This window comes from Streptomyces sp. NPDC047079, assembly GCF_040643755.1.
Classification (GTDB): domain Bacteria; phylum Actinomycetota; class Actinomycetes; order Streptomycetales; family Streptomycetaceae; genus Streptomyces.
In genome coordinates this window covers 1-22,177 of the sequence record NZ_JBEYUZ010000037.1, presented here as the reverse complement: position 1 = coordinate 22,177, position 22,177 = coordinate 1, and the positions used below count along the sequence as shown (strand labels likewise).

At 68.5% G+C, this 22,177-nt stretch carries 16 protein-coding genes and 4 pseudogenes; 12 read left to right on the top strand and 8 right to left on the bottom strand.

Annotated features, from left to right (window positions below):
* Positions 1-265: 265 nt before the first annotated feature.
* A pseudogene (locus ABZ823_RS28520) lies at positions 266-448 on the top strand (PIG-L family deacetylase); the annotation flags it as partial.
* A gap of 83 nt (positions 449-531) precedes the next feature.
* Positions 532-1,425: an RNA polymerase sigma factor SigJ gene (gene sigJ, locus ABZ823_RS28515; RefSeq protein ID WP_361665725.1), complete on the top strand. Its 894-nt coding sequence runs from the start codon at positions 532-534 to the stop codon at positions 1,423-1,425.
* A 9-nt stretch (positions 1,426-1,434) separates the two neighbouring features.
* Here sigJ and ABZ823_RS28510 read toward each other — a convergent pair whose 3' ends face one another.
* Complete coding sequence (locus tag ABZ823_RS28510) at positions 1,435-1,581, bottom strand: DUF5999 family protein (RefSeq protein WP_361665724.1); 147 nt, start codon at positions 1,579-1,581, stop codon at positions 1,435-1,437.
* Between the two features lie 117 nt (positions 1,582-1,698).
* Between ABZ823_RS28510 and ABZ823_RS28505 the strand changes: the two genes are divergently transcribed.
* On the top strand, positions 1,699-2,391 hold the full coding sequence (locus tag ABZ823_RS28505) for a methyltransferase domain-containing protein (protein WP_361665723.1): 693 nt from the start codon (positions 1,699-1,701) through the stop codon (positions 2,389-2,391).
* 140 nt (positions 2,392-2,531) lie between these two features.
* Here the strand turns inward: ABZ823_RS28505 and ABZ823_RS28500 are convergent, their stop codons facing one another.
* From ABZ823_RS28500 to ABZ823_RS28490, 3 genes and pseudogenes are all read right to left on the bottom strand, one after another.
* Entirely contained in the window at positions 2,532-2,807 is a 276-nt protein-coding gene (locus tag ABZ823_RS28500) for a recombinase (protein ID WP_361665744.1), read from the bottom strand.
* A 41-nt stretch (positions 2,808-2,848) separates the two neighbouring features.
* A pseudogene (locus tag ABZ823_RS28495) lies at positions 2,849-3,067 on the bottom strand (site-specific integrase); the annotation flags it as partial.
* A gap of 80 nt (positions 3,068-3,147) precedes the next feature.
* Positions 3,148-3,249: pseudogene (locus ABZ823_RS28490) on the bottom strand (DUF5999 family protein); the annotation flags it as partial.
* 96 nt (positions 3,250-3,345) lie between these two features.
* Between ABZ823_RS28490 and ABZ823_RS28485 the strand changes: the two are divergent.
* The 4 genes from ABZ823_RS28485 to ABZ823_RS28470 all read left to right on the top strand — a co-directional run bounded on the left by ABZ823_RS28485 (position 3,346) and on the right by ABZ823_RS28470 (position 5,145).
* Positions 3,346-3,642 (top strand): ArsR family transcriptional regulator, encoded by a 297-nt coding sequence (locus ABZ823_RS28485; RefSeq protein WP_361665722.1) that lies wholly within the window; start codon positions 3,346-3,348, stop codon positions 3,640-3,642.
* 4 nt (positions 3,643-3,646) lie between these two features.
* Entirely contained in the window at positions 3,647-3,775 is a 129-nt protein-coding gene (locus tag ABZ823_RS28480; RefSeq protein ID WP_361665721.1) for a hypothetical protein, read from the top strand.
* A complete protein-coding gene (locus ABZ823_RS28475; RefSeq protein WP_361665720.1) occupies positions 3,772-4,209 on the top strand; it encodes an SRPBCC domain-containing protein in 438 nt (145 codons plus the stop codon). Before ABZ823_RS28480 ends, ABZ823_RS28475 begins: the two co-directional genes overlap by 4 nt.
* A gap of 105 nt (positions 4,210-4,314) precedes the next feature.
* The gene (locus tag ABZ823_RS28470; protein WP_361665719.1) at positions 4,315-5,145 is read left to right on the top strand and encodes a pentapeptide repeat-containing protein; all 831 of its coding nucleotides are present in this window, start codon (positions 4,315-4,317) and stop codon (positions 5,143-5,145) included.
* Here ABZ823_RS28470 and ABZ823_RS28465 read toward each other — a convergent pair.
* Positions 5,107-6,618, bottom strand: coding sequence for a cytochrome P450 (locus ABZ823_RS28465; RefSeq protein WP_361665718.1), 1,512 nt, complete (start codon positions 6,616-6,618; stop codon positions 5,107-5,109). The genes ABZ823_RS28470 and ABZ823_RS28465 overlap by 39 nt on opposite strands.
* A gap of 130 nt (positions 6,619-6,748) precedes the next feature.
* On the opposite strand from ABZ823_RS28465, the gene ABZ823_RS28460 reads away from it, so the two are divergent.
* On the top strand, positions 6,749-7,357 hold the full coding sequence (locus tag ABZ823_RS28460; protein ID WP_361665717.1) for a TetR/AcrR family transcriptional regulator: 609 nt from the start codon (positions 6,749-6,751) through the stop codon (positions 7,355-7,357).
* Between the two features lie 98 nt (positions 7,358-7,455).
* Positions 7,456-7,656 (top strand): annotated as a pseudogene (locus tag ABZ823_RS28455) (DUF2470 domain-containing protein); the annotation flags it as partial.
* Positions 7,657-7,931: 275 nt separating this feature from the next.
* Here ABZ823_RS28455 and ABZ823_RS28450 read toward each other — a convergent pair.
* Positions 7,932-8,462 (bottom strand): hypothetical protein, encoded by a 531-nt coding sequence (locus tag ABZ823_RS28450; RefSeq protein WP_361665716.1) that lies wholly within the window; start codon positions 8,460-8,462, stop codon positions 7,932-7,934.
* 66 nt (positions 8,463-8,528) lie between these two features.
* Positions 8,529-8,897 (bottom strand): hypothetical protein, encoded by a 369-nt coding sequence (locus ABZ823_RS28445; protein WP_361665715.1) that lies wholly within the window; start codon positions 8,895-8,897, stop codon positions 8,529-8,531.
* 118 nt (positions 8,898-9,015) lie between these two features.
* On the opposite strand from ABZ823_RS28445, the gene ABZ823_RS28440 reads away from it, so the two are divergent.
* Complete coding sequence (locus tag ABZ823_RS28440; RefSeq protein ID WP_361665714.1) at positions 9,016-19,734, top strand: LamG-like jellyroll fold domain-containing protein; 10,719 nt, start codon at positions 9,016-9,018, stop codon at positions 19,732-19,734.
* Between the two features lie 126 nt (positions 19,735-19,860).
* Complete coding sequence (locus ABZ823_RS28435; RefSeq protein WP_361665713.1) at positions 19,861-20,295, top strand: hypothetical protein; 435 nt, start codon at positions 19,861-19,863, stop codon at positions 20,293-20,295.
* Positions 20,296-20,428: 133 nt separating this feature from the next.
* Here ABZ823_RS28435 and ABZ823_RS28430 read toward each other — a convergent pair whose 3' ends face one another.
* Positions 20,429-20,746, bottom strand: coding sequence for a hypothetical protein (locus ABZ823_RS28430; RefSeq protein ID WP_361665712.1), 318 nt, complete (start codon positions 20,744-20,746; stop codon positions 20,429-20,431).
* A 145-nt stretch (positions 20,747-20,891) separates the two neighbouring features.
* Here ABZ823_RS28430 and ABZ823_RS28425 point away from each other — a divergent pair.
* Positions 20,892-22,177: helix-turn-helix transcriptional regulator (locus ABZ823_RS28425; RefSeq protein WP_361665711.1), on the top strand; the 1,286-nt coding region annotated here is incomplete at its 3' end.

Below are 22,177 nucleotides of genomic sequence, written 5' to 3'. Positions count from 1 at the left end.
CGTGTCAGCCGCTACCGCTAATTCCCGTTCCCGTACTCCCCAAGGGCCGGGCCAGAACTCCTCGGTGGCGAGCATCTATCGGGCGCTGGCCGAGCACGCCAAGCGCGGGGCGTACCCGGAAGCCGTCGAACAGGCCCACGCCGACTTCGCCGCCCTTCAGGTCGGCGAAGTTCCCGGACCCCGTCCCGCTATCCCTGACCCAGCGTCACTTTGATTACGGAGAGCTACTTGTCACTTCGCCGCAGCTTCGGGAGAACAGGGCCAGGAGGCGGCACCGGGCCTCGAGCGCGCGGTGCGGTCCCTGCTGGAACACCGTACGTATATCGAGGCGTTGACCGACCAGGACCCGGAGACATACGCACGGTCCTTCCTGACCTCCCAGACCGAGGCCGTGGGCGAGCGGTTCGGTGGCGGACCGGCGGTGGCGTTCGAGCTTTTCGGCCGCTAGTCGGCCACGGCTCCGGGGGGGCCGGAACCCGTGCTTCGACGTGTCCGAAAGCCCACACAGACCACTTCACGAAACGGGGATCGATGGACGACAAGGAACTGCTGGCCGAACGCTTCCAGACGCAGCGCGGGCATCTCAGAGCCGTTGCCTACCGGATGCTCGGCTCACTGGGCGAGGCCGAGGACGCCGTGCAGGAGACCTGGGTGAAGCTGAGCCGTTCCGACGTGAGCGAGGTGACGAACCTCGCCGGCTGGCTCACCACCGTGGTCGGCCGGATCTGCCTCGACATGCTGCGCTCCCGCACGGCGCGCCGGGAGGAACCCATGGCCGACACCTTCGTCCCGGACCCCGTCGTCACGCCCCTGGAGCGCGTCGATCCCGAACAGGAGGTGCTGCTCGCCGACTCGGTCGGGCTCGCCCTCCTTGTCGTGCTGGAGACACTGGAGCCCGCCGAGCGGCTGGCCTTCGTCCTGCACGACATGTTCGCCGTGCCGTTCGACGACATCGCGGCCATCGTGGGGCGCACGTCCGCCGCGACCCGGCAGCTCGCCAGCCGCGCCCGCCGCCGGGTGCAGAGCGCCGAGCCCGCGTCCGATCCGGATCCGCGACGGCAGCGCGAGGCGGTGGAGGCGTTCCTCGCGGCCTCGCGCGCCGGTGACTTCGACGCCCTGGTCGCCGTCCTCGACCCGGATGTCGTGCTGCGAGCCGACTCCGGCCCCCTGGTCTCCGGTGTGGCCGCCTCCAAGGTGGCGCGCGGTGCGTCGACCGTGGCGAAGGGGGCGCTCATGTTCCGGCAGTACTCCCAGTACGCCCGGCTCGCCCTGGTCAACGGCGCGATCGGGCTGGTCACAGCGCCCGAGGGCCGGCTCATGTCGGTCATGGGCGTCACCGTCGTGGACGGCAGGATCACCGGTATCTACATCATGTCGGACCCCGAGCGGCTGGAGCGGCTGGGCCGTGCGGCACCGGCGGCCTGACCCGCCGGGTCAGGCCCCGGTCCTCTGCCCCGCGCGCAGCGGCGCCACCGCCCTCCCGTCCGGGAGCAGTTCGCCGGTGTCGTCGAAGACGATGGTGCCGTTGCACAGCAGGTTCCTTCTCTGCACTTCACCCAGATGGGTGTGCGGCTTCTCCATCTCGCTGCGGACTTCCTCCGCAGGGGTGCGCTCTGCGGAGGTGTTTCCCGCTCCGAGTCCGACGCGGAAACAGGCGGGGTAGGGAAACTGCGGTGTGGCCCGGACCGTTGGACAGGCATGGAGCTGAATAAGCGAGCGGGACATCAGGGGACCGGGCCCGGGGTAATCACGCCGGACGGCTGCGCGGTCGAGTTGTACTCTCGGCTGCCGGTCGGGGCCGAGCCGGACATCGTCGCCGGTGCCGTGTCGCCGGGTGCGCACATCCTGGAGCTGGGTTGTGGTGTGGGGCGCGTGACCCACCCGCTCCTGGAGCGGGGATTTATGGTGACTGCTGTGGACGAGTCCCAGGAGATGCTCGATCGCATTCGCGGGGCACGTGCGATACGCAGCGCGATCGAGGACCTCGACCTGGGCGAGACGTTCGACGTGGTGATGCTTGCGTCGTTCCTCGTGCACACCGGAGACGTCGAAGTGCGGCGTGCGCTGCTGCGTACCTGCGTCCGGCACCTCGCGTCGGGCGGCTGCGTGCTGATCCAACGGGAGGGTGAGGACTGGCACACGAACGTGCCGCGTGAGCGTGTCGACCCCAGCGGTTTCACGATGCGGATCGTGTCGGCGGAGCCGACTGGTGATGGGGCGAACTCGGTGTATGCGGAGTATGAATTTCCGGACGCCACATGGACCCAGACGTTCGTGTCCCGGCCGCTGACGAAGGAGCAGTTCGAGGGGGCTCTCGAAGAGGTGGGCCTGAAGGTGGATACGTACCTCACGGAGGACGGGACATGGGCGCGGTCGAGTCTCGCGGCTTAGGCGCATGTGACTGGACAAGCCCTGCCCGGCATGGGGGATGAGTTTGGGCCTTGGGAGTCCCTGGTCCGCTACCCGGCCGTCGGAGTGGCGGTTGGGCTGCTTGACGCTTCTCTGCGCCCCAGATCGTGGTTCGTTGGGGATCACTGGCTCTCCTCGGGGCGTGGACGGGGATTGCCGAGGTCGGTGGTGGGTCTCTTGGTGAGGCGGGCGGCTTCGGCCTGTTTGGCGCGGAGGAAGGTCAGGGTCGAGTCGATGCCTTCTACCTCGCCGAGCCAGTGCTCCTCCTGGGCCCGCTTGCGGCGCAGGAGGAGGTCCTTCTGAGGTACCGCTTGCCGGTGCGGGGGTTGACGGAGCCGGGCTGCGGCGCGTCCGGCCGGGCGCGGCGGCGCTGAGGGTTCGGTGCCGAACGAAGCCATCCCACTATCACCGCCACCTCCCCTTCCGTCGCCCTGTCCCAGGTCACGTTCAGAAGCCACAGGAACCGGAACCACCGCAGCAGGTCATTAGCGTAACTACGGCTGGTTGCTGGGCTGTTGTCGTTCAGAGCGAGGTCCCGCAGGTAGGGGGTCACCGACTCGACCGGGCTTCCAGCGGGGTCGAGTACGGCGTACGGCGGATGCTGGGTCTCCAGCTGAACGACCGAGCCGACGCGGGGCAGGACAGCCCGCCCCTCCATCAGCTGGTTGCGCAGGTGCGACGTCACACAGAACTCCTCAGGCAGTCGGACATCGCAGTGCCCAACGACCTCAAGAAGGTGCAGTTAACACACCAGCCCTGCTCGGGATGGGCGCGGACGATCACCGCGGCGTCGTGGTCGGGGCGGTCGGCCGACGGGCACGGAGGCAGGTGCGTGCACATGACGTCTCTCCAGGGTCGTACGACGGTGTGTCTCCGTGGTACCGGAGTTTGTTTTCGTACGGATGAGAGGACCGCCACAGGGCAGGAAACTCGACGGTGAGCTTTCCCCTCGCGGCAGCCGTCGCGCAGTGCTCGGGGATGAGCGGTCCGCGTCGGCTGAAGAACTCTGCGCTCGAGGCCGACGCCGAAGCCGCCCCCGTCGGCCTCCCGGGTGAGTTCCGCCGCGCGGATGCCCTGAGTCCACTCTGGGACGCGGAGCTGGCCGCGGGCGAGATCGCCGAACGGTTCGAGGTGACCTTCGGAGCCGTCCCGCAGCACCTCGAGGTGCTGCGGGAGTCCGGCCTGGTTACGCTCGCCAAGAGGCAAGAAGCGCTTCTACCGCGCCGACCGTGAGGCCATGGGCCCACTGGCCGACTACCTTCGGTCGACGTGGGCCCCCAAGCTGGACACACTGGCCGACCTGGCGGAGGCGGCCGAGCGGGCGGAGCGTGAGGGGGCCGGAGACTCCGAAGGGGAGAGCCCTTGAACGCGAACGTGGTCACGGTGGAACGGCTTATCGCTGCCCGCCCCGAGACGGTGTTCTCCTTCTTCACCGACCGGGACAAGTGGCTGTCCTGGATGGGCAAGGACGGCGAGTTCAGCTTCGAGCCCGGTGGTGCCTATCGGACGACCGTCACCGGTGAGAACGTCGCGGAGGGCCGTTTCGTCGAGATCGACCCGCCCACCCGGGTGGTCTTCACCTGGGGCTGGGCGGAGGGCGGGATGCCCGTGCCGCCCGGCTCGACCACCGTGGAGATCACCCTCGAGCCGGTCGCCGCCGGCACCCTGCTGCGCCTGGTCCACCGGGACCTGCCCTCCCCGGAGGCGTGCGCCGCGCACGAGGAGGGTTGGGTGCACTATGTCGACCGGCTCGCCACGGCGGCGTCGGGCGGCGACCCGGGGCCCGACGACTGGATGTGAGCCGGCGACGGCCGGCCGGTCCGGCGCCCTGCCGGGCTCGGAGAACGCCGCTGCCCTCCGAAACCGGTTGCTGCGGCGACAACCCGGGCCGTTAGGGTGACCGTCATGCACGTCACCCCCGCCGACCCTGCCGACCTGCGTGCCGACTGCGCCCGCTGCTTCGCCCTGTGCTGTGTCGCGTTGCCCTTCGCCCGCTCGGCCGACTTCGCGATCGACAAGGACGCCGGGACCGCCTGCCGGAACCTGCGGGACGATTTCCGCTGCGGCGTCCACGCCGAGCTCCGGCAGCGCGGCTTCCCCGGCTGCACGGTCTACGACTGCTTCGGCGCCGGACAGAAGGTCTCCCAGGTCACCTTCGGCGGGCGGGACTGGAGGTCGGGCGGCCCGGAGCACGCACGGCGGATGTTCGACGTGTTCCCCGTGGTGCGTCAACTCCACGAACTGCTGCGGTACATGACCGAGGCGCTCACCCTGCCCGCCGCGCGTCCCGTTCACGGCGAACTGCGCCGCATCCTGGCAAAGACCGAGCGGCTCACTCGCCAGACCCCCGAAGAACTGGGGCAGTTGGATGTGGCGGCGCACCGGCAGGAGGTCAACGTACTGCTGCTGCGCGCCAGCGAGCTGGCGCGGTCGGGGTCGGGGCGCCGCACCAGGGACCGGCGGGGCGCCGACCTCATCGGCGCCCGGCTGAAGGGCGCCGATCTACGCGGCGCCGGTCTGCGCGGCGCCTACCTCATAGCCGCCGACCTCACGGGCGCCGATCTGCGCGGCGCCGATCTCATCGGCGCCGACCTGCGCGACGCGGACCTCACCGACGCCGATCTGACCGGTGCCCTCTTTCTGACCCAGCCCCAGATCAACGCGGCCCGGGGCAGCGCGGGCACCAGGCTCCCGGAGTCAGTCGCGCGCCCCGGTCACTGGGCAGCGCGCCGGTGACGGTCTGTCGGTGAGGGCCGCCGGGGTACGCGGCGGGACGGGGCGGCGGTCGAGGTGCAGCCGCAGCCCCTCCGGGATCACCGTCAACCGCTCCGCCACCCGCAGCCGGTAGGCCGGGTCCGGCCGCAGCTCGTAGCGGCGCAGCAGGAGCCCCAGTACCAGCGTCGCCTCGTGCAGCGCGAACTGCCGCCCGATGCAGGCCCGCGCCCCCGTCCCGAACGGTTTGAAGGTGTGCGGGGGCCGCGCACGTACCGCGCTCGCCTCGAACCGGTCGGGGTCGAACCGCTCCGCGTCCGACCCCCACACCTCCGGATCCCGGTGCAGCAGGGGCGTCAGGACCAGTGCCCAAGCGCCCCGGCGCATCGGATGGACGCCGTCCAGTACGGTGTCGTGCCGCGCCTCCCGCGCATAGGCGGGGGCGGTCGGCCACAGGCGCAGGGATTCGTCCAGAGTCCGGCGCACATACCGCAGCCTGGCTACCTGCTCATAGCCGGGGCGGGCGGCGTCGCCCCATACCCGGTCCACTTCCTCCCGGGCGCGCGCGGCCACGTCCGGATGCCGCGAGAGATAGTGCAGGGCGAAGGAGAGCGCCCCCGAGGTCGTCTCGTGGCCGGCCACCAGGAAGGTGATCACCTGACGCCGGACGTTCTCGGGGGCCAGCCGCTCCCCGGTCCGGGGATGCGCGGTCTCCAGCATCCGGTCGAGCAGGTCGCCGTCCCCGCCGCCGGCGCGTCGGGCGCGAACCAGCTCGTCCACCGTGCGGTTCAGATATGCCATGTCCGCCTCGTTGCGACGGGCGGCACCGCGCAGCAGCAGCGAACTCAGCGGTCCGGGAACGGCGTTGCGGCGCTGCGCGTACGTGAGCGTGCCGATCATGGCGGTCACGAAGGGATGCGGCCGGGGGCGCTCGAAGGAGCCGAAGTCATGGCCGAAGCCGGTCCGCGCGATCGTCTCCAGCGTCAGCTTGGTCATGTCCCCGGGCACGTCCACGGCACGGCCACCCGCCTGTTCCGCGTCCCAGCGGCCCAGCAGCCGCTCGGCCACGTCCAGCATCATCGGGTGATAGGCCGCCATCGCCTCGCGGCTGAAGCCGGGTGCCAGGATGTCGTGCGCCAGCTGCCAGTTGGGCTCCTCGTTGTACGCCGTGAACAGCCCGTCCCCGGCGATCGGCCGGAGGTTGGCGATCCCGAGGCCCACATGCTTGGCGAAGCGCGACTCGTCGGCGAGATCGGCCGCGAGGCGCCCGCCCCATACGAAGACGATCTCCCGGCTGAAGTACTTCCGCCGGAAGACGGGGCCGAGGAGGCGTCCGTAGCGCATCGAGTCCTGCAGCGGCCTGCGGCGGTCGGCGCCGAGGACATCGCCGATGAACGGGAGCCGGTGCGGCGGGTGCGGGATGCGGTCCAGCTGCGGCCAGCCCAGTTCCGCGCCGCGGAAACCCTTCGGAAGCGCGGTCGCCGTCGTCTCCGCCATGACGCCATCTCCCTCGAGGCAACGCGGGTCGAGCCCGGACAGAGCAGGGTGAACTAGCATGTTGTACGTCGGTTCAATAGCGCTTTCAGTCTCGTCCCGTCGTTGAACCGGCGTCAAGTAGAGTGCGGTCATGGCCGCGAACCAGGGGGAGCGCACGCGCCGCCGGCTCAGCACCGGGGAACGCAGGGAGCAGCTGCTCGCGGTCGGGGCCCGGCTGTTCTCCGAGAACCCCTACGACGACGTGTGGATCGAGCAGGTCGCCGAGATCGCCGGGGTTTCGCGGGGGCTGCTGTACCACTACTTCCCGACCAAGCGGGACTTCTTCGCGGCGATCGTGGAGCGGGAGAGCGAGCGGATGCTCCGGATCACGGAGGTCGTGCCGGGGGTTCCGGTGCGCGACCAGCTCGCCGCCTCGCTGGACACCTTCCTGGCCTACGTCGAGGAGCACGCGCACGGCTTCCGCGCCTTCCACCGCGCCGACGCGGCGGGGGACCAGGCCGTACGGAGGGTCTACCAGCGGTCGCTGGCCGCGCAGGAGCACCAGATCCTGGCCGCGCTGGACGGGGACCCCGAGTTCGCCAGGTTCACCCGGGGGCGGGCCGACCTGAGGATCGCCGTCCGCGGCTGGCTGGCCTTCACGACGGCCGTGTGCCTGGAGTGGCTGAGGGGGGCCGACCTGTCCCGGGACCAGGTGCGTGACCTGTGCGCCCGCGCGCTGTGGGGCGTCATCGCGCCCTGAAGGACGCTCGGGTGCCCTGTCCGCCCGACGCCGAGGCGTGGTTGGCGTGCACCCCGATCTCCGCTAGGTTAGGCAAGGCTTACCTAAGGAGGTTGGGAATGGGTGACCGTCATGCCTGGACGGCCGCGCCCGCCGCGGCGGAGCGCGCCCGATCGGTGCTGGCCGCCGCGTGGTCCTGCGCGGTGACCACGGAGGGCGGCCGGGAGGAACTCGTCGGCGCGCACACCGTCACGGCGGACGGCCGGGTGCTGCTGCACCTGCCCGAGGACAGCGTGCTGCCCGCCGTCGCGCTGTGCGCACTCTTGCCAAGTTGGGGCTGAACTGACCGGCCGTGAGCAGTTAGCCCGGTTTGTAGGTGAGCGGTGCGCTCTGGCCTTGAGGCCCAAGCCTCCACGCCAGGCCCGGCTGCCTGAAGCTGCTCGCCGACTGGCCTTGCCAGGCTTGCGGTTTGGCCCTGGCCGGGGCGCGGAGTCGACGAGGTAGCCGCCGTGGTCGCGCCCAGTTCGGCCGCAGCCGCATTTGCATGGTGTTCAGCGGCGCCCGAAGGGGACCAGTCAGCCGGACTCCCGCATGCTCACGATCGGTGCGGCGACCGCGGTCGGGCGGCCGTTTGGACCGCACTGATAATGGCTGGCTGGTCGGCCGGTGAAAACGTCTGGACGTTGGGCAGTTTGATGGATGGGCCTATGGTGATGAATTGCTGATGGGGGTTGTGCCGGGCGGCTGCAGTCACGGCATTGTGCAGATCGGGACCCACGGAGATGATCAGTCCACAGTGACGCTGCACAAGGCTGTTGACGTAGGGCAGGGGCGCTGTCGTGTCCTTGTTCGGGACCTGGATGTGCTCTGCGTTGATGGCGGCACCGGAAGCGGATTTCTGCAGGGCTGACCAAACGGTCCGAGCCGTATCCGAGTCATGCTGGCCATTGATCAGGCAAACGCGGAAATTCCTTGAGATGTTGTCGGCGACAACCTTCGGAGTCGCATGGTCGGTGAGCAGCGCGACGGCAAGCCATGCCAGCAAGCCGACGGCGGTCAGTGCACTTGCGGCAGCCATCAGCCGCGCCTTTGGAGAGCGGTTGTGAAGGCTGAAAGGGAGGATCACGGGGCGCGCTCCAGGACTGGTTTTTGAAGGTAGTCCGCTGCCTGACTGGCCGGGCCTTCCATGCTGTCAGGTTCGGGCTTTCTGCTTCTTCTTGCTCGACTTGCCGGCGGGACGTGATGCGCCGCGTGACGGCGTGGAAGCCGGGCTCGTCCGTTTGGCGGGAGGGGCCTTGCGGCGCCGGATGACTATCCATGCCGACGTGGCGGTCAGAGCCACTGCCCCACCCACGCTGATGCCGATGAGCCATCCGATACCGGTGTCGGTGTGATTGCCAAGTGGGCGGGCCGACAGGAGCGGGTTGGCGGCACTGCCGCTGATGGTGACGGGTGAACGCAGAGCAGCCAGCGGGTTGACCAGGCCGTAGCCGTACTGGTCAGCGTGGCCGCTGCTGCCTGGCCGTCGGGCGGTGCTGATGAATTTTTGATCAACCGTCAAGTCGCCGCTACAACATGGGCGCTGCGCCTCCACAGGAGAGGCGTTGCTGCGTCGTGCCTGTGGGGGTTCTGCGATGAGACGCCGTCCGGTCCGCGTGTCGTCTGATGTGGGGAGGAGATTGGCGTTCGTCAACGCCTCCCTCGCAAGTGGCGTGCCGCGGCGTTGGCTGCGCAGGATCGCGCTCGCGGTCAGTGCCGTGCTTCTCATGGTGCTGGCGACGCAGCCCGCCGAGGCAGTCATCAGCGAGCAGGCCCAAGAATCGGGTTCCCTGGTGCTGCCCCATCAGCGGACAGGTTCCGCCGCCGGGCTGCGCCACCAGACCGGCTCCGCGCTGACAAGGGGCGGCCCGGTCCTCTCCACCGCCAGCCGGCACAAGCCGGCTGCGGTGAAGGGAGCGCTGCCCGCCGACCGGACTCCGAACCGGTCGGTGAAGCCGCACCTGTCGTTCACCGGCCCGAAGAGCAAGCTCAGCGCCAAGCGGACGACACCGCCTGCCGCAGTGCGCGCCCGCACGCTCCCCCACCACTCCCTGTCCTCCTCCGCCCATGGCGACGCTCACCTGCCGGGCCCCACAGCCGCGGGCCCGGAGGTCACCAAAGACCGCACAGCCACCACCTCGGTGTTCCAAAACCCGGACGGCACGCTGACCGCCCGCGTTTACAGCCGTCCCGTCCACTACCGCACGGCGGACGGTTCGTGGGCCGACATCGACACCACGCTGGCCCAGGGCTCCGACGGCGCGTGGCAGGAGAAAGCAGACGCCCCCTCGGCCCGCTTCGCGGCAACCGGCGACGATCCGGCGCTGGTGACGTACGGCCCCGGCCATGGCGAGCAGGTCAGCTACGGCCTGCAGGGTGCGGCCGCTGTCCAGGGCCAGGCTTCGGGAAGCTCGATCACCTATCCGGGCATCGTCAAGCAGTCGGACGTGACGTACACGGCGACCGCATCCGGGGTGAAGGAGACCCTGACCCTGCACTCCGGCGAGGCCCCGACCACCTGGGTCTTCCCGCTGCACGTGACCGGCCTGACTCCGTCGCTGGCCGCGAACGGCAGCGTGGTGTTCAAAGACGGCTCCGGCACAGTGCGTGAAACGATTCCGCACGGTTTCATGGAGGACGCCCACGTCGACCACGTCTCCGGCGAGGGCGCCATCTCCACCGGCGTCACGTACTCGCTGACCACCACCTCTGACGGCAGCCCGGCGCTGAAGGTGTCGCTGGACGACTCCTGGCTGCGCTCCGCGGACCGTGTGTTCCCGGTGACCGTCGACCCGACGAACCTCAACGCCGCATCGAGCACGTACGTGGAGACCCCGTACGACATCAACTTCTCCACCGACGACACCCTGAAGGTCGGCTCCTACGACAGCGGCACCCACAAGGCCAACAGCTACCTGCTGTTCTCGTCGTTCGGGTCCACCTTCCAGAACGACTATATCGAGAAGGCGTCGCTGTACCTGGACGACGTCTGGTCCGGCGGCTGCACCGCGCAACCCGTCTACGTCCACGGCATCACCAGCTCCTGGAACGTGGGCACCATTGCCGACTACCCGGGCCTGTCGTACGGGTCGACGATCGGGTCGGCCAGTTTCGAAGCCGGGGCCAGTTGCGGCGGCTCCTCCTGGCACGGGATCGACATCGGCGACAACCCCAGTGCGGCCGGAGTGAAGCTGCTCGAGGGCTGGGCGCACGGCGGAACCAACCGGGGCCTTGCGCTGACGGCTGACACTTCGGTGGTGGCGGCCTGGAAGCAGTTCGCCTCGGTCCACTCTTCCTACCCGCCGTACCTGTCGGTCACCTACAGCCCCTACGGCGCCGACTACTCCATCCCCAACCAGACGTACACCGAGCCCACGGCGAGCACCACAGGCTCGATGAAGGTGACGCTCACCAACCGCGGCACGACCTCCTGGTCGACTTCCAGCACGCAGCTGGCCACCGACATCTACACCACGTCCTGGTCGAAGGTGAGCACCAACGCCACGAAGACGTACGTGCCGAGTTCAGTGAGCCCCAACTCCACGATCACGATGACCGGCACGCTGCCGGCGCTGGCACCCGGCCAGTACTACGTGTGCTGGGACATGCTGACCAGCGGCACGTCGTTCTACTCCACCTACAACGTGCCGCAGACATGCGCGCAGATCACCTCTGCGGACACCCCGCCGCAGATCGACTCGACCTCACCGCCCTCCAACGCAGTGGTCGGCTCCGTTTCCCCGCAGCTGTTCGCAAGCGGCCACGACCCGGACAACTACCCGGGCAACGCGCTGACCTACGACTACCAGGTCTACTCCAACTCCGCATCGGGCTCCCCGTCCCTGGTGGCGGACTCCGGCTGGGTGAGCACCACTCAGTGGACCGTCCCGGTCGGCAAGCTCGCCTGGAACCAGTCCTACTCCTGGGTCGTGGCCGACAGCGACGGCGACGCCCAGAGTGCTTGGTCCGATCCGGCGTACTTCTCCACGACGGTCCCGCAGCCGTTGATCACCTCTCACCTCGGCTCGGCGGCGCGCAACCAAAGCGGACGTGCTTTCGACCCGCAGGTGGGCGACTACACCACGGCGGCCACCGACGCCGCGGTGGCCACGGCGGGACCGGCGCTGGACGTGTCCCGCACCTACAATTCACTGGACCCGCGCACGTCCCTGCTGTTCGGCTCGGGCTGGTCATCTCGGTACGACATGAGCGTCCAGCCGGACAACGACACCTCCGGCGACATCGTGGTGACCGGCGCGGACGGCCGGCAGGAGCGGTTCGGCCAGAACAGCTTCGAACTCAACAAGATCGCCGACACAGGTGACCAGACCGGCGACAGGGTCGACGACCTGGTCGCCGTCGACCAGACCACCGGCAAGCTCTGGCTGTACAAGGGACCGGACTTCTCGGCGCTGACCCGGGTGCTGGTAGGTACCGGTGGCTGGAACGGCATGGACCTGCTGACCGGCAGCGACGTCAACGGCGACGGCGTCGGTGACCTGATCGCTATGAAGCCGTCGGACGGCACGCTGTGGATGTACCCCGGTGTGTCCGGAGGGGGATACGGCTCCCGCGTCGAGATCGGCACCGGCGGCTGGACCGGCATGTCCAACCTCGCCGTCACCCCGCCGCTGGGCAGCGACGGAAAGAAGGACCTGGTCGCCAGCGAGACCTCCACCGGCTACCTGTGGGCCTACCCGATCAGCAGCGGCGGCACCCTGGGGACCCGTGTCCAGATCGGCACCGGTGGCTGGGGCGGTATGACCGAGCTGATCGGCGGCGACTTCAACGCCGACGGTCATGGCGACATCGTCGCCATCGAGTCCGCCACCGGCAAGCTGTGGCTGTACCCCGGTACTGGCTCGGGCGGTCTGGGCTCGCGCGTGCAGATCGGTACCAACTGGAACACGATGCGCGACCTGGCACCCGTGGCCGGGGTCAGCGGTGACGCGGGAACCGACCTGGTGGCCACCGACAAGTCCAGCGGGGTGCAGTACCTGTACCACTCCGGCCCCCCGCCCATCTCCACCCCGTTTACCGGCTCCACGCGCACCGCCACTGGCATGGCCGTCTACACCCCGGCCGCCGGTGAGTTCGAAACCCTTGCGCCGGTCGCGGGCATCTCCGCGGGCTGGGCGCTGGGGGACAAGTCCGGCAGCACCTATACCTTTGGTAAGTCGTCCGGCACTGCCTGGAAGCTGACGAAGATCACCGACCGTCTCGGCCGCGCCGAGACTCTCGCCTACAACGCCGACGGCACGCTGGCCACCGTTACCAACGCCACCAGCAACCGCGCCCTGCATCTCACCTGGAGCAGCGGCCACGTCACCCAGGTCGCCACCGACCCGGCGACCAGCGGCGGCAGCCCGGAAACCTGGACGTACTCCTACAGTGGCGACAACCTGACCAAGGTCTGCCCGCCGACCTCCACCACCGCGTGCACCACGTATTCCTACACCTCCGGCTCCCACTTCCGCTCCGCCGTACTGGACGCCGGCCCGGCCTCGTACTGGCGGCTGGCTGAATCCTCCGGCACCACAGCTGCCAGCGAAGTGACCCTCAATGAGGGCAACGACAAGGGCACTTACTCCTCCAGTGGCGTCAGCCTCGGCGCTTCGGGACCGCTGGCTGGCTCGCCGACCACCGCGGCCTCCTTCGACGGCTCCCACGGCTATGTCTCGCTGCCCAACGGGCTACTGTCGTCGGCGTCGTATGTCTCAGTGGGCATGTGGTTCAAGACGAGCAGCACGTCCGCCGGTGTGCTGTTCGCGTACCAGAAGGACGCACTGAGCAACTCCTCGACCCCCGGCAACTACACGCCGATGCTGTACGTCGGGACATCCGGCAAGCTGTACGGCGAGTTCTGGAACAGCCAGGGCGTCTCCCCGGTGTCCACCTCCGCGTCCGTGGCCGACGGCAAGTGGCACTACGTCGTCCTCAGCGGAGCCGGTGACACCCAGACGCTGTACGTCGACGGCTCTCTGGTCGGTAGCAAGACCGGTCTGATATCGGTTGGCAGTCAGCCTGTCGACACCATCGGCTCCGGGTTCCTCGGCGGCAACTGGCCCGACGAGCCGCACTACAGCACGTCCAGCAACACCGGCTACCCCACTTACTTCAACGGCCAGATCGCCGAAGCCGGCTTCTACACCCACTCGCTCGGCGCCCCAGCCATCCAGCAGCAGTACGCGACCGGCACCCACGCCGCAGGCGAACTGACCGGCGTCACCCTGCCCTCGGGCAAGACGCACATGGCGGCCGCCTACGACGCGGTGCACGACAGGGCATCGCAGATCACTGACGCCAACGGCGGCACCTGGAAACTCGCCAACCCCGCGACGAAGGGCTCGGGCGCCTACTACCGCAACTCGGTGATGGCGAACGATCCAGGTGACTACTGGCGTCTCGGCGAGTCTTCCGGCAGCCAGGCCGTCAATGAGACCGCGGACTGCACCGCCAACGCCGTCCGGTACTGCTCCGACGGCCCCGCTACTTACCACAGCGTCACACTCGGTGCATCGGGCCTGTATTCCGGCGGCACGGAGACCGCCGCGTCCCTCAACGGCACCAGTTCCTACGTGGAACTGCCCCCTTCGACCATCGGCAGCACGAACGGGCCGGTCAACGTCACGCTGGAGCTGTGGTTCAAAACCACCACCGCCGGAGGCGTGCTGTTCAGCTACCAGAGCAGCCCCATCGGCACCACCCCCAGCGGCAACTACACCCCAGCCCTGTACGTCGGCTCCGACGGCCACTTGTACGGCCAGTTCTGGGACGGCTACCTCTCCCCAATAGAGTCCGACGGCACCGTCACCGACGGCGCCTGGCACCAGGTAGCCATGAGCATGGGCTCTGACGATGTCCAGGCCCTGTACCTCGACGGCAAGCAGGCCGACCAGCGCACCGGCAAGGACTTCAACAACACCGGTCAGAGCTACTACTCCCTGGGCGCCGGCTACCTGTCGGGCTCCTGGCCCGCCCAGCCGTCCAACAACCCCAACGGCTACTTCAAGGGCTCGCTGGCCGAGGCGTCCGTCTTCGTCAGCAAGCTCAGCGACAACGCGATCGCCGCGGACTACTCCGCTCGCGGCGCCTCCAACGGGGCCACGCCAGTTACCACCGCCACGGTTACCGACCCGGGCAACAAGACCACCATCTACCAATATGACCCCGGCCACGGCGGACGCCTGCTCTCCACCACCGATGCCCTCGGCCACACCGTCTCGTACGCCTACGACACCAACGGCTTCGTCTCCACCGTCATCCGCCCGGACGGCGACAACACCAGCTACACACACAACGCGCGCGGCGATCTGCTGTCCACCACGCTCGGCGACTTCTACCCCGGTGGCTTCACCAGCTACTACAGCTACCCGGCCGACGGCACGTACAGCGTCACCGATCCGCGCAACGACGAACCCCTCGCCTACGCTGACCCCCGCTCCTCCGGTCCGTCCGACACCACCTACGCCACCACCTATATCTACTCTTCTAACGGTCACCTACTCACCACCAAGGACGCGGACGGCAACACCACCACCAGGACCTACACCACCGGCACGGAGGTGGCGGTCGGCGGCGGTACCGAACCCGCCGGCCTGGTCGCCACCACCAAGGACGCCAACGGCAAGACCACCAGCTACGCCTACGACAGCGCTGGCGATCTTGCCCAGGTGACCGCCCCGTCCGGGCTGAAGACCAGCTACACCTATGACGGGCTCGGTCGCCGCCTGACCACCACAGAGGTCTCCGACACCTACCCGAACGGCATCACCACCACCTACGCCTACGACGCCGACGACCGCGTGCTCACTCGCACCGACCCGGCCACCACCGACGCCGTATCCGGCACCACCCACACCGCCCAGACGACCTACGCCTACGACGACGACGGAAACACCACCTCGCAGGCGGTCGCCGACACCACAGGCGGCAACACCTCCCGTACCACCACGTGGACGTACAACAGCCACGATCAGGTCGACTCGGTCACCGACCCGGCCGGCCGCAAGACCACCTACGGCTACGACGCCTACGGCAACCGCGCATCCGAAACCGCCGCCGACGGCAACGCCTACAGCTACAGCTACTCACCCACCGGTGAACTGCTGACCACCACGCTGACCAACTACACCGGCGACCCGGTCAACCCCTCAACAGCAAGCCCGCTGGTGATCGACTCGCGCGCCTACGACCCGGACGGCCTCCTCGCCTCGGACACCGACGCGATGGGCCGAACCACCAGCTACAAGTACCACTTCACGCACTGGCTCTACTCCAGCACGCTCAGCAACTTCCACAACGCGGACGGTTCCACCAGCAGCAAGTACCTGCACGTCTACGGATACGACAACGCCGGGCACGTGGTCACTGACCTGGACACCAACGCGCTGGTCAAGACGCAGTACACATACGACCCCGCGGGCCGCGTCACCCAGCGGACCTTCGACCCCAGCGGCCTGAACACCGTCACCTCCTACAGCCACGACGGCAACGGCAACCTCACCTCCCGGTCCGTGACGGGCGGCGGAACCACCGAACAGACCGACTACAGCTACAACACCCTTGGAGACGTCACCGCGGAGACCGTCCACAACGGCTCCAGCACGCTGGTCACCACCCACACCTACGACCAGCGAGGCCTGCTCACCTCCACCACCGACCCACGCGGCAACGTCTCCGGCGCCACCGCCGCCGACTACACCACCGCCTACACCTCCGACCCGGCCGGCCGCCTCACCCAGATCACCGCGCCGGCAGTAAATGCCGAAACCAACGGCGGCACCCCGCAGCAGATCCACCCCATCACCCTGTACGGATACAACACCTTCGGCGACCAGACCGCCGTCGACAACCCCGACGGCAACATCACCACCTACACCTACGACGCCGACGGCGAGCAGCTGGCTGTCTCCGGCAACGCCTACACCCCGCCGGGCTCCACCACCTCCCTCACCCCGACCACCACGGCCGCCTACGACGCCGACGGCCGCCTCACCGCCACGACCGACGCCGACAACACCACCATCCGCTACACCTACGACCAACTCGGCGACCTGGCCCAGATCCAGCAGCCCGCCGTCGGCGGCACCACCCCCACCAGCCACGTCACCTACGACGCCGACGGCGAGGCCCTATCCGCCACCGACCCCACCGGAGCAGTCGTCCAGGCCACCTACGACGACCTCGGCCGTCCGTTGACCTTCAGCCAGGTCGTCCGCCAGCCATCCACGACCACCGCCACCACCACGGTCGGTTACGACGAGGCAGGCAACCAGACCTCCCTCACCCTGCCCGGCGGCGAGAAGTTCACCGCCACCTACAACACCGCGGGCAACCAACTCACCGCCACCGACGCCCGCAGCAACACCACCCACTACGCCTACGACCTCGACGGCCGACTCACCAAAACCACCCTGCCCGACGGCACCGCCACCACCCAGACGTACGACACCGCCGGACGCCTGACCGCCGCCGCGAACCTGGATACCTCCGGCACCACACTGACCAGCACGTCTTACGGCTACGATCCGGCCGGTAACCCCACCTCGATCACCGACGCCGATGGCAACACCACCACCTACGACTACGACGCCACTGACGCACTGACCCAGCAGACCGAACCGGTCAGCTCCACCTCCACCATCACAACCGGCTTCGGCTACGACGCGGCGGGCAACCCCACCCGCTACACGGACGGCAACAACCACGCCACCATCACCACCTACAACACGCTCGGGCTGCCCGAATCGACCATCGAGCCCAGCACCAGCGCCTTCCCGAACACGGCCGATCGCACCACGACCGTCGCCTACGACGGCAACGGCAACCCAACCACCGTCACCCGCCCCGGCGGCGTCACCCTCACCCAGACCTACGACGCCGATGGCCGCCTGACCGGCACATCCGGCACTGGCGCCGAGGCCACCACCCAAAGCCGCACCTTCGGCTACGACGCCGACGGCCGCCTCACCTCCGCCGGAGCACCCGGCGGCACCAACACCTACACCTACGATGACCGCGGCCAGGTCCTGACCGCCTCCGGCCCCTCCGGCAACGCCACCTACAGCTACAACTCCGACGGCCTGCTCACCTCCCGCACCGACAAGGCGGGCACCGCAACCTTCACATACGACCCCAACGGGCAGGTCGACACGGCCACTGACCCGGCCACCGGCACCACTCTCACCTACACCTACAACTCCACCGGCCAAATCACCGGGATCGCCTACGGCGGTAGCGGCAACGCGACCCGCAACTTCGGCTACGACGCCCAGCACCGCCTCACCAGCGACACCCTCACCGCCCCCGGCGGCAGCGCTGAAGCATCCGCCTCCTACGGCTACGACAACGCCGGGCACCTCACCGCGCAGACCACCACCGGCATCGCGGGAGCGGCATCCAACACCTACGGCTACGACAAGGCGGGCCGCCTGACCTCCTGGAACAACGGCTCGACCGCCACGAGTTATGGCTACGACGGCGCCGGAAACCGCACCAGCGTTACGCGCGGATCCACCACGACGACCGCGAGCTACAACGCCCGCAACCAGCTCACCGCCAGCACCGGTTCGTCCTCGACGACGTACGCCTACACGGCCCGCGGCACCCTGTCCTCGGTGACCGGCCCCCAAGGCACCGAGAGCCTCAGCTACGACGCTCTCGACCAGCTGACCCGGGACGGCAGCACCACCTACACCCACGACGACCTCGGCCGCCTCGCCACTGCCGGCAGCAGCACCTTCGCCTACGACGGCACCGGTGAGCAGGTCGTTTCCGACGGAACCGAAACCTACGGCCGCGGACCGGGCGGACAACTCCTCGGCATCGCTGGCCCCGGGGGCGCGGCCCTGGCCTACACCAACCAACACGGCGACCTGAGCGCCACTTTCACCGCCACCGGCACCACGCTCACCGGCTCCACCGCCTACGACCCCTACGGCCAGAACCTCGCCACCGGCGGCACTCAGCACGACCTCGGCTACCAGGGCGGCTGGACCGACCCGGCCTCCCACCGGGTGGCCACCGCCTCCCGCTGGTACGACCCGTCCACAGGAGACTTCACCAGCCACGACGCCACCAGCCAGCCACCCGTCCCGTCCGTCAACGCCAACGCCAACGCCTACGGCAACGACGACCCGCTGACCAACGCTGACCCCTCAGGCAACAGCGCCTGCCACCCGGCGAACGAGTCCAGCGGCTACCACCACCACCCGTCCTACTCATCCAGCAACGGGCCCCACTCACGACGCAGCCCGGGACGGGACTACGGCGACGAAATCGCCGCGGCGCAGCGCGAGATAGCTGTCTCCATCAGCTCCTCGCTGAGCTGGACGTTCGGTGGGTCAGGCATGCGGGTGATGCGTCACCACAGTGACGGACCCAGCTTCTGGGGCTCGTTCTTCACTGGCGCCGCCGCGGGAGGGACCTTCTGGGGCCTTTCCGCGGGATGGGGCGTCGCCGCCGAGGTCGGGAGCGTCTTCGTCCTCGCCGCCGGTTACGGCAGCTGCGACGTCACCATCGCGCCGCCTCCGCCGCCCCCGCCCACCGCCAAGATGGGTCTTAAGGAGAACCCGGGCACGCGGCCGTCGGGCCAGCCGAAGGGGAACGAGAGCCCCCACCAGAACGGCACCAAGGGCCCAGGCACGGGACCGTCGGACACGAAACCCCTCGACCCCAAGGGCGCCGCGCCCACCCGGGTCACCGACCCAACCGCCCACCAGCCCACGAGCAACGGCACCGCCCTGGACAACAACGGCGGCTGCACCGGCGGCCTCCTCGGCTTCCAGTGCACCGGCGGCGGCAATCTCCTCGACCCCGACACCGGTGTCGCGTACTGCAACCCAGCCGCCGACTGGACCGCAGGCAACACCTGCGTACCGCTCCCCGCCGGGGAGGCGCCGACTACGGGTGCTGGTAGGGACGACGCTGCCCAAGGCGCAGTCTGCGCCGACTGCGGAGCTCGTGTTGTCGATGTAGGTGGAATGACGATCGACAAGCCAGACGCACTGGCCTCGCGTCTACTCAAGTACACGAACCAGGCGCTTTCTGAATGGGAATCGGGGGCCATTGGGTACTCTGCAAAGGACCTCACAAGGATTGCCCGTAGGCCATCCCGGGCCAACACAATAAAGGGAAATATTCTTGATCGCCGGGTGAAGGAGTTGACTGATAACGATCCGGCGCTTAGTGAACTTTTCTCGACGCCCAGCGGCATGCCAGGGCCGGACTGGGTCAACACAGGGACGAGCGTTCCAGGCATTGGCTGGTACGATCTGACGACTGAGGTGATGTGGGGCCAACATGTTTACGATTACGGCCCCAGGTGTGGCCCTGGAGTGGGAATTCTCTGGCAATGATGTCAGAGCTATTCGTCGATGGGCCGTAATTTCGGCTCATGTGTGAGCTGGGTCGCCCGCCCTGGAGTGCCGGCGACCCAGCATCCTGGGCCCTCAGTGTGTCGGGAAGATTGAGGGATGAGAGACATGAGTAACGCGGTAAAATTTTTCGTGGCGCCGAGAGAGGATGCAGTCGGCGTACTAAACACGGGCCCCGGTACCCAATTCCCTATGGCTTGGTTCGGCAACTTCGACGTAGAGGAAGCTCTTCTCGATTGGGAGGCCTACCTGAGAGGTCGTTCATTTGAGGAGCTTGTCGAGGAGGACCTTCCCGAAGTGATCGCGGAGATTGAGGAAGGTCCGGCAATTTTCGCTATTTCTGATGACCTGATAGAAGCGCTAGCTTCCGCCTCGAATTCCCAGATCGAAGAATTGATTCAGTGGTGGGTTGCCGAGAAAGAGAATGACGGTATGGCCATCGATCGGTCTGCCGCTTCCGCCATTCTTCATAGCTTGGTCGAACTAATCACCCGCAAACGGGAAATTGGTGAGTGCGCGCAGGTGTATTGCTGGACGGATTGATTGCATCAATTCTTGGCCGGGATCCTCGCTACAGGGTTCCGCTCAACCCGGACGGCCGGGGCTGGGTGCGGATGCGGCTGTACTGCCACGCCGACGACCCCGCACCGGGCATCGGCGACCGCCTCGCCTGCCACTAGACGATCCGCCGTACGACGAGGATGGTGCCGTGCGTGGCGACCTTGGCGACCTCGACCACGCGGCCAGGCCTGGGCGCCGTGTACGAGGAGTCCGTCGCCGATCGCCATCGCCACGTGTGTTTCAGGTCGCTGATCATCCGGTCCTGGCGCTGACGAACCTCCCGGTTCTCTTCGTGCAGTCCGATGACGCCCCCCTCGATCTTTTCGAGGATCTTCAGGCGGCTCTGGGTGACCTCACCGTGCAGTGCGGTCAGCCCCACCGTCGGATCGTCAAGACGTTCCAGTTGCTTCCGTATCGCCGTCAGTTCCTTCATCGCGTCGCCGAAAGCGTCTGGTTTCCAGCCAGCGCCTGGCCAGGACCGTCTCGCCACCACACACGCCATTCGTACGGCATCAGTACGCCAAAATTACGCAATCCGTACGGTTTACGAGGTAGGCTGTCGGCCAGGGAGGTGTTTCATGTCCGAGTTGTTCGACGCGGTCGACGCGCTGGTCGCATCCCGCGCTCCGCTACCGCCGGCCGAGGAGCGCAAACGGCTGCGCCAGGCCCACGGGCTGACGCTGGAGGAAGTGGCCGCCGCGCTGAAGGTGCGCCGGGCGACGGTGTCCGGCTGGGAGTCGCTGAAGAAGCCGACCGAACCGCGCGGCCCCGAGCGCGAGGCGTACGCGCGACTGCTGAACAAACTGGCGGAGCTCTACCCCACGCCCGCCCCCGCCGCCCCGACCGCGGTGCCGGCCACATTCACCGGCGAGTCCGCTCCGGCAGAGCGGACTATGCCCCCAGCCCCGGCCCCCGAGGCTGCGGACATGACCGCACACGAGAACACCCAGACCGCTGTCGCTCCTGCCGAGCAGGCCATGCCGCGCTCGGCGCGCGCCACCAGGAGCACGTCGACGTCGCGCCGCCCGAGCGCACGGAAGGCAGCCCCGGCCGGAACCGCGGCGGGCGACATCGATCCGCGCTTCGAGAACGGACCGCTCGCGGTCGTCGACGTCGACGCGGGCGGGCAGGTGCTGGCGTACTGCACCGGCGGCCTGGTCCTGGACGTACCCGCCAAGTCCCTCCCGTCCCTGGTGGAGTGGACGCTGAAGGAGGCGAAGCTCGGGCAGCCGAAGCTGTCCGGCCCCGGCAAGGACGCCGACCCGCTGCTCGTGCTCACCGAGGCCGCGCTGCAGCGCTACGGCCTCCCCGTCGCCCTCACGGATGAGGAGCGGCTCGCCGGGCGCATCCCGGAGGGCCACAAGGTCGTCAAGCAGTTGGCCCGCGCCGACTGGAAGCTGACGAAGCGCGGGTTCGGGCCATGGGCGCGGATCTACCGCCCCGCGCAGGGCTCGGAGCGCAACTGCGTGCAGCTGTGCATCCCCTCCTGGCACGCGCTCGACTCCCGCCACTGGGGACCGGCCGCGCAGCTGCCGTCGGCGGAACTCGCCCGGATCCTGGGCGTGTACGCGTCCCGGGTGATGACGCCACGCGGCTCCACCGCCGTCACCGGCCTGGAGCTGATGACCGCGCTGCACCCCCCGACCCGCGCCTCCGAACCCGACGCCGACGGCCGCCGACACTCCGAGCACAACCCCGGCAGCCTGGGCAAGGACCCGGTGGACTGCGCCCCATGCGAAGCCCCCGACGGGCACCCGCTGCTGAAGGACCTGCCGCGCTTCCACGTCCGCGGCCCCGGCGAGAAGCTGTTCGAGGAGGCCTACGACTGGGCGCGGCCGATGACGGACGCCGAATGCACCCTGCG

Bases quoted from the DNA above. Each gene is read 5' to 3' on its own strand.
- sigJ (WP_361665725.1), top strand. From the start codon at position 532: ATGGACGACAAGGAACTGCTGGCCGAACGCTTCCAGACGCAGCGCGGG.
- ABZ823_RS28510 (WP_361665724.1), bottom strand. From the start codon at position 1,581: ATGGAGAAGCCGCACACCCATCTGGGTGAAGTGCAGAGAAGGAACCTG.
- ABZ823_RS28505 (WP_361665723.1), top strand. From the start codon at position 1,699: ATGGAGCTGAATAAGCGAGCGGGACATCAGGGGACCGGGCCCGGGGTA.
- ABZ823_RS28500 (WP_361665744.1), bottom strand. From the start codon at position 2,807: ATGGCTTCGTTCGGCACCGAACCCTCAGCGCCGCCGCGCCCGGCCGGA.
- ABZ823_RS28480 (WP_361665721.1), top strand. From the start codon at position 3,647: ATGGGCCCACTGGCCGACTACCTTCGGTCGACGTGGGCCCCCAAGCTG.
- ABZ823_RS28470 (WP_361665719.1), top strand. From the start codon at position 4,315: ATGCACGTCACCCCCGCCGACCCTGCCGACCTGCGTGCCGACTGCGCC.
- ABZ823_RS28465 (WP_361665718.1), bottom strand. From the start codon at position 6,618: ATGGCGGAGACGACGGCGACCGCGCTTCCGAAGGGTTTCCGCGGCGCG.
- ABZ823_RS28460 (WP_361665717.1), top strand. From the start codon at position 6,749: ATGGCCGCGAACCAGGGGGAGCGCACGCGCCGCCGGCTCAGCACCGGG.
- ABZ823_RS28435 (WP_361665713.1), top strand. From the start codon at position 19,861: ATGAGTAACGCGGTAAAATTTTTCGTGGCGCCGAGAGAGGATGCAGTC.
- ABZ823_RS28430 (WP_361665712.1), bottom strand. From the start codon at position 20,746: ATGAAGGAACTGACGGCGATACGGAAGCAACTGGAACGTCTTGACGAT.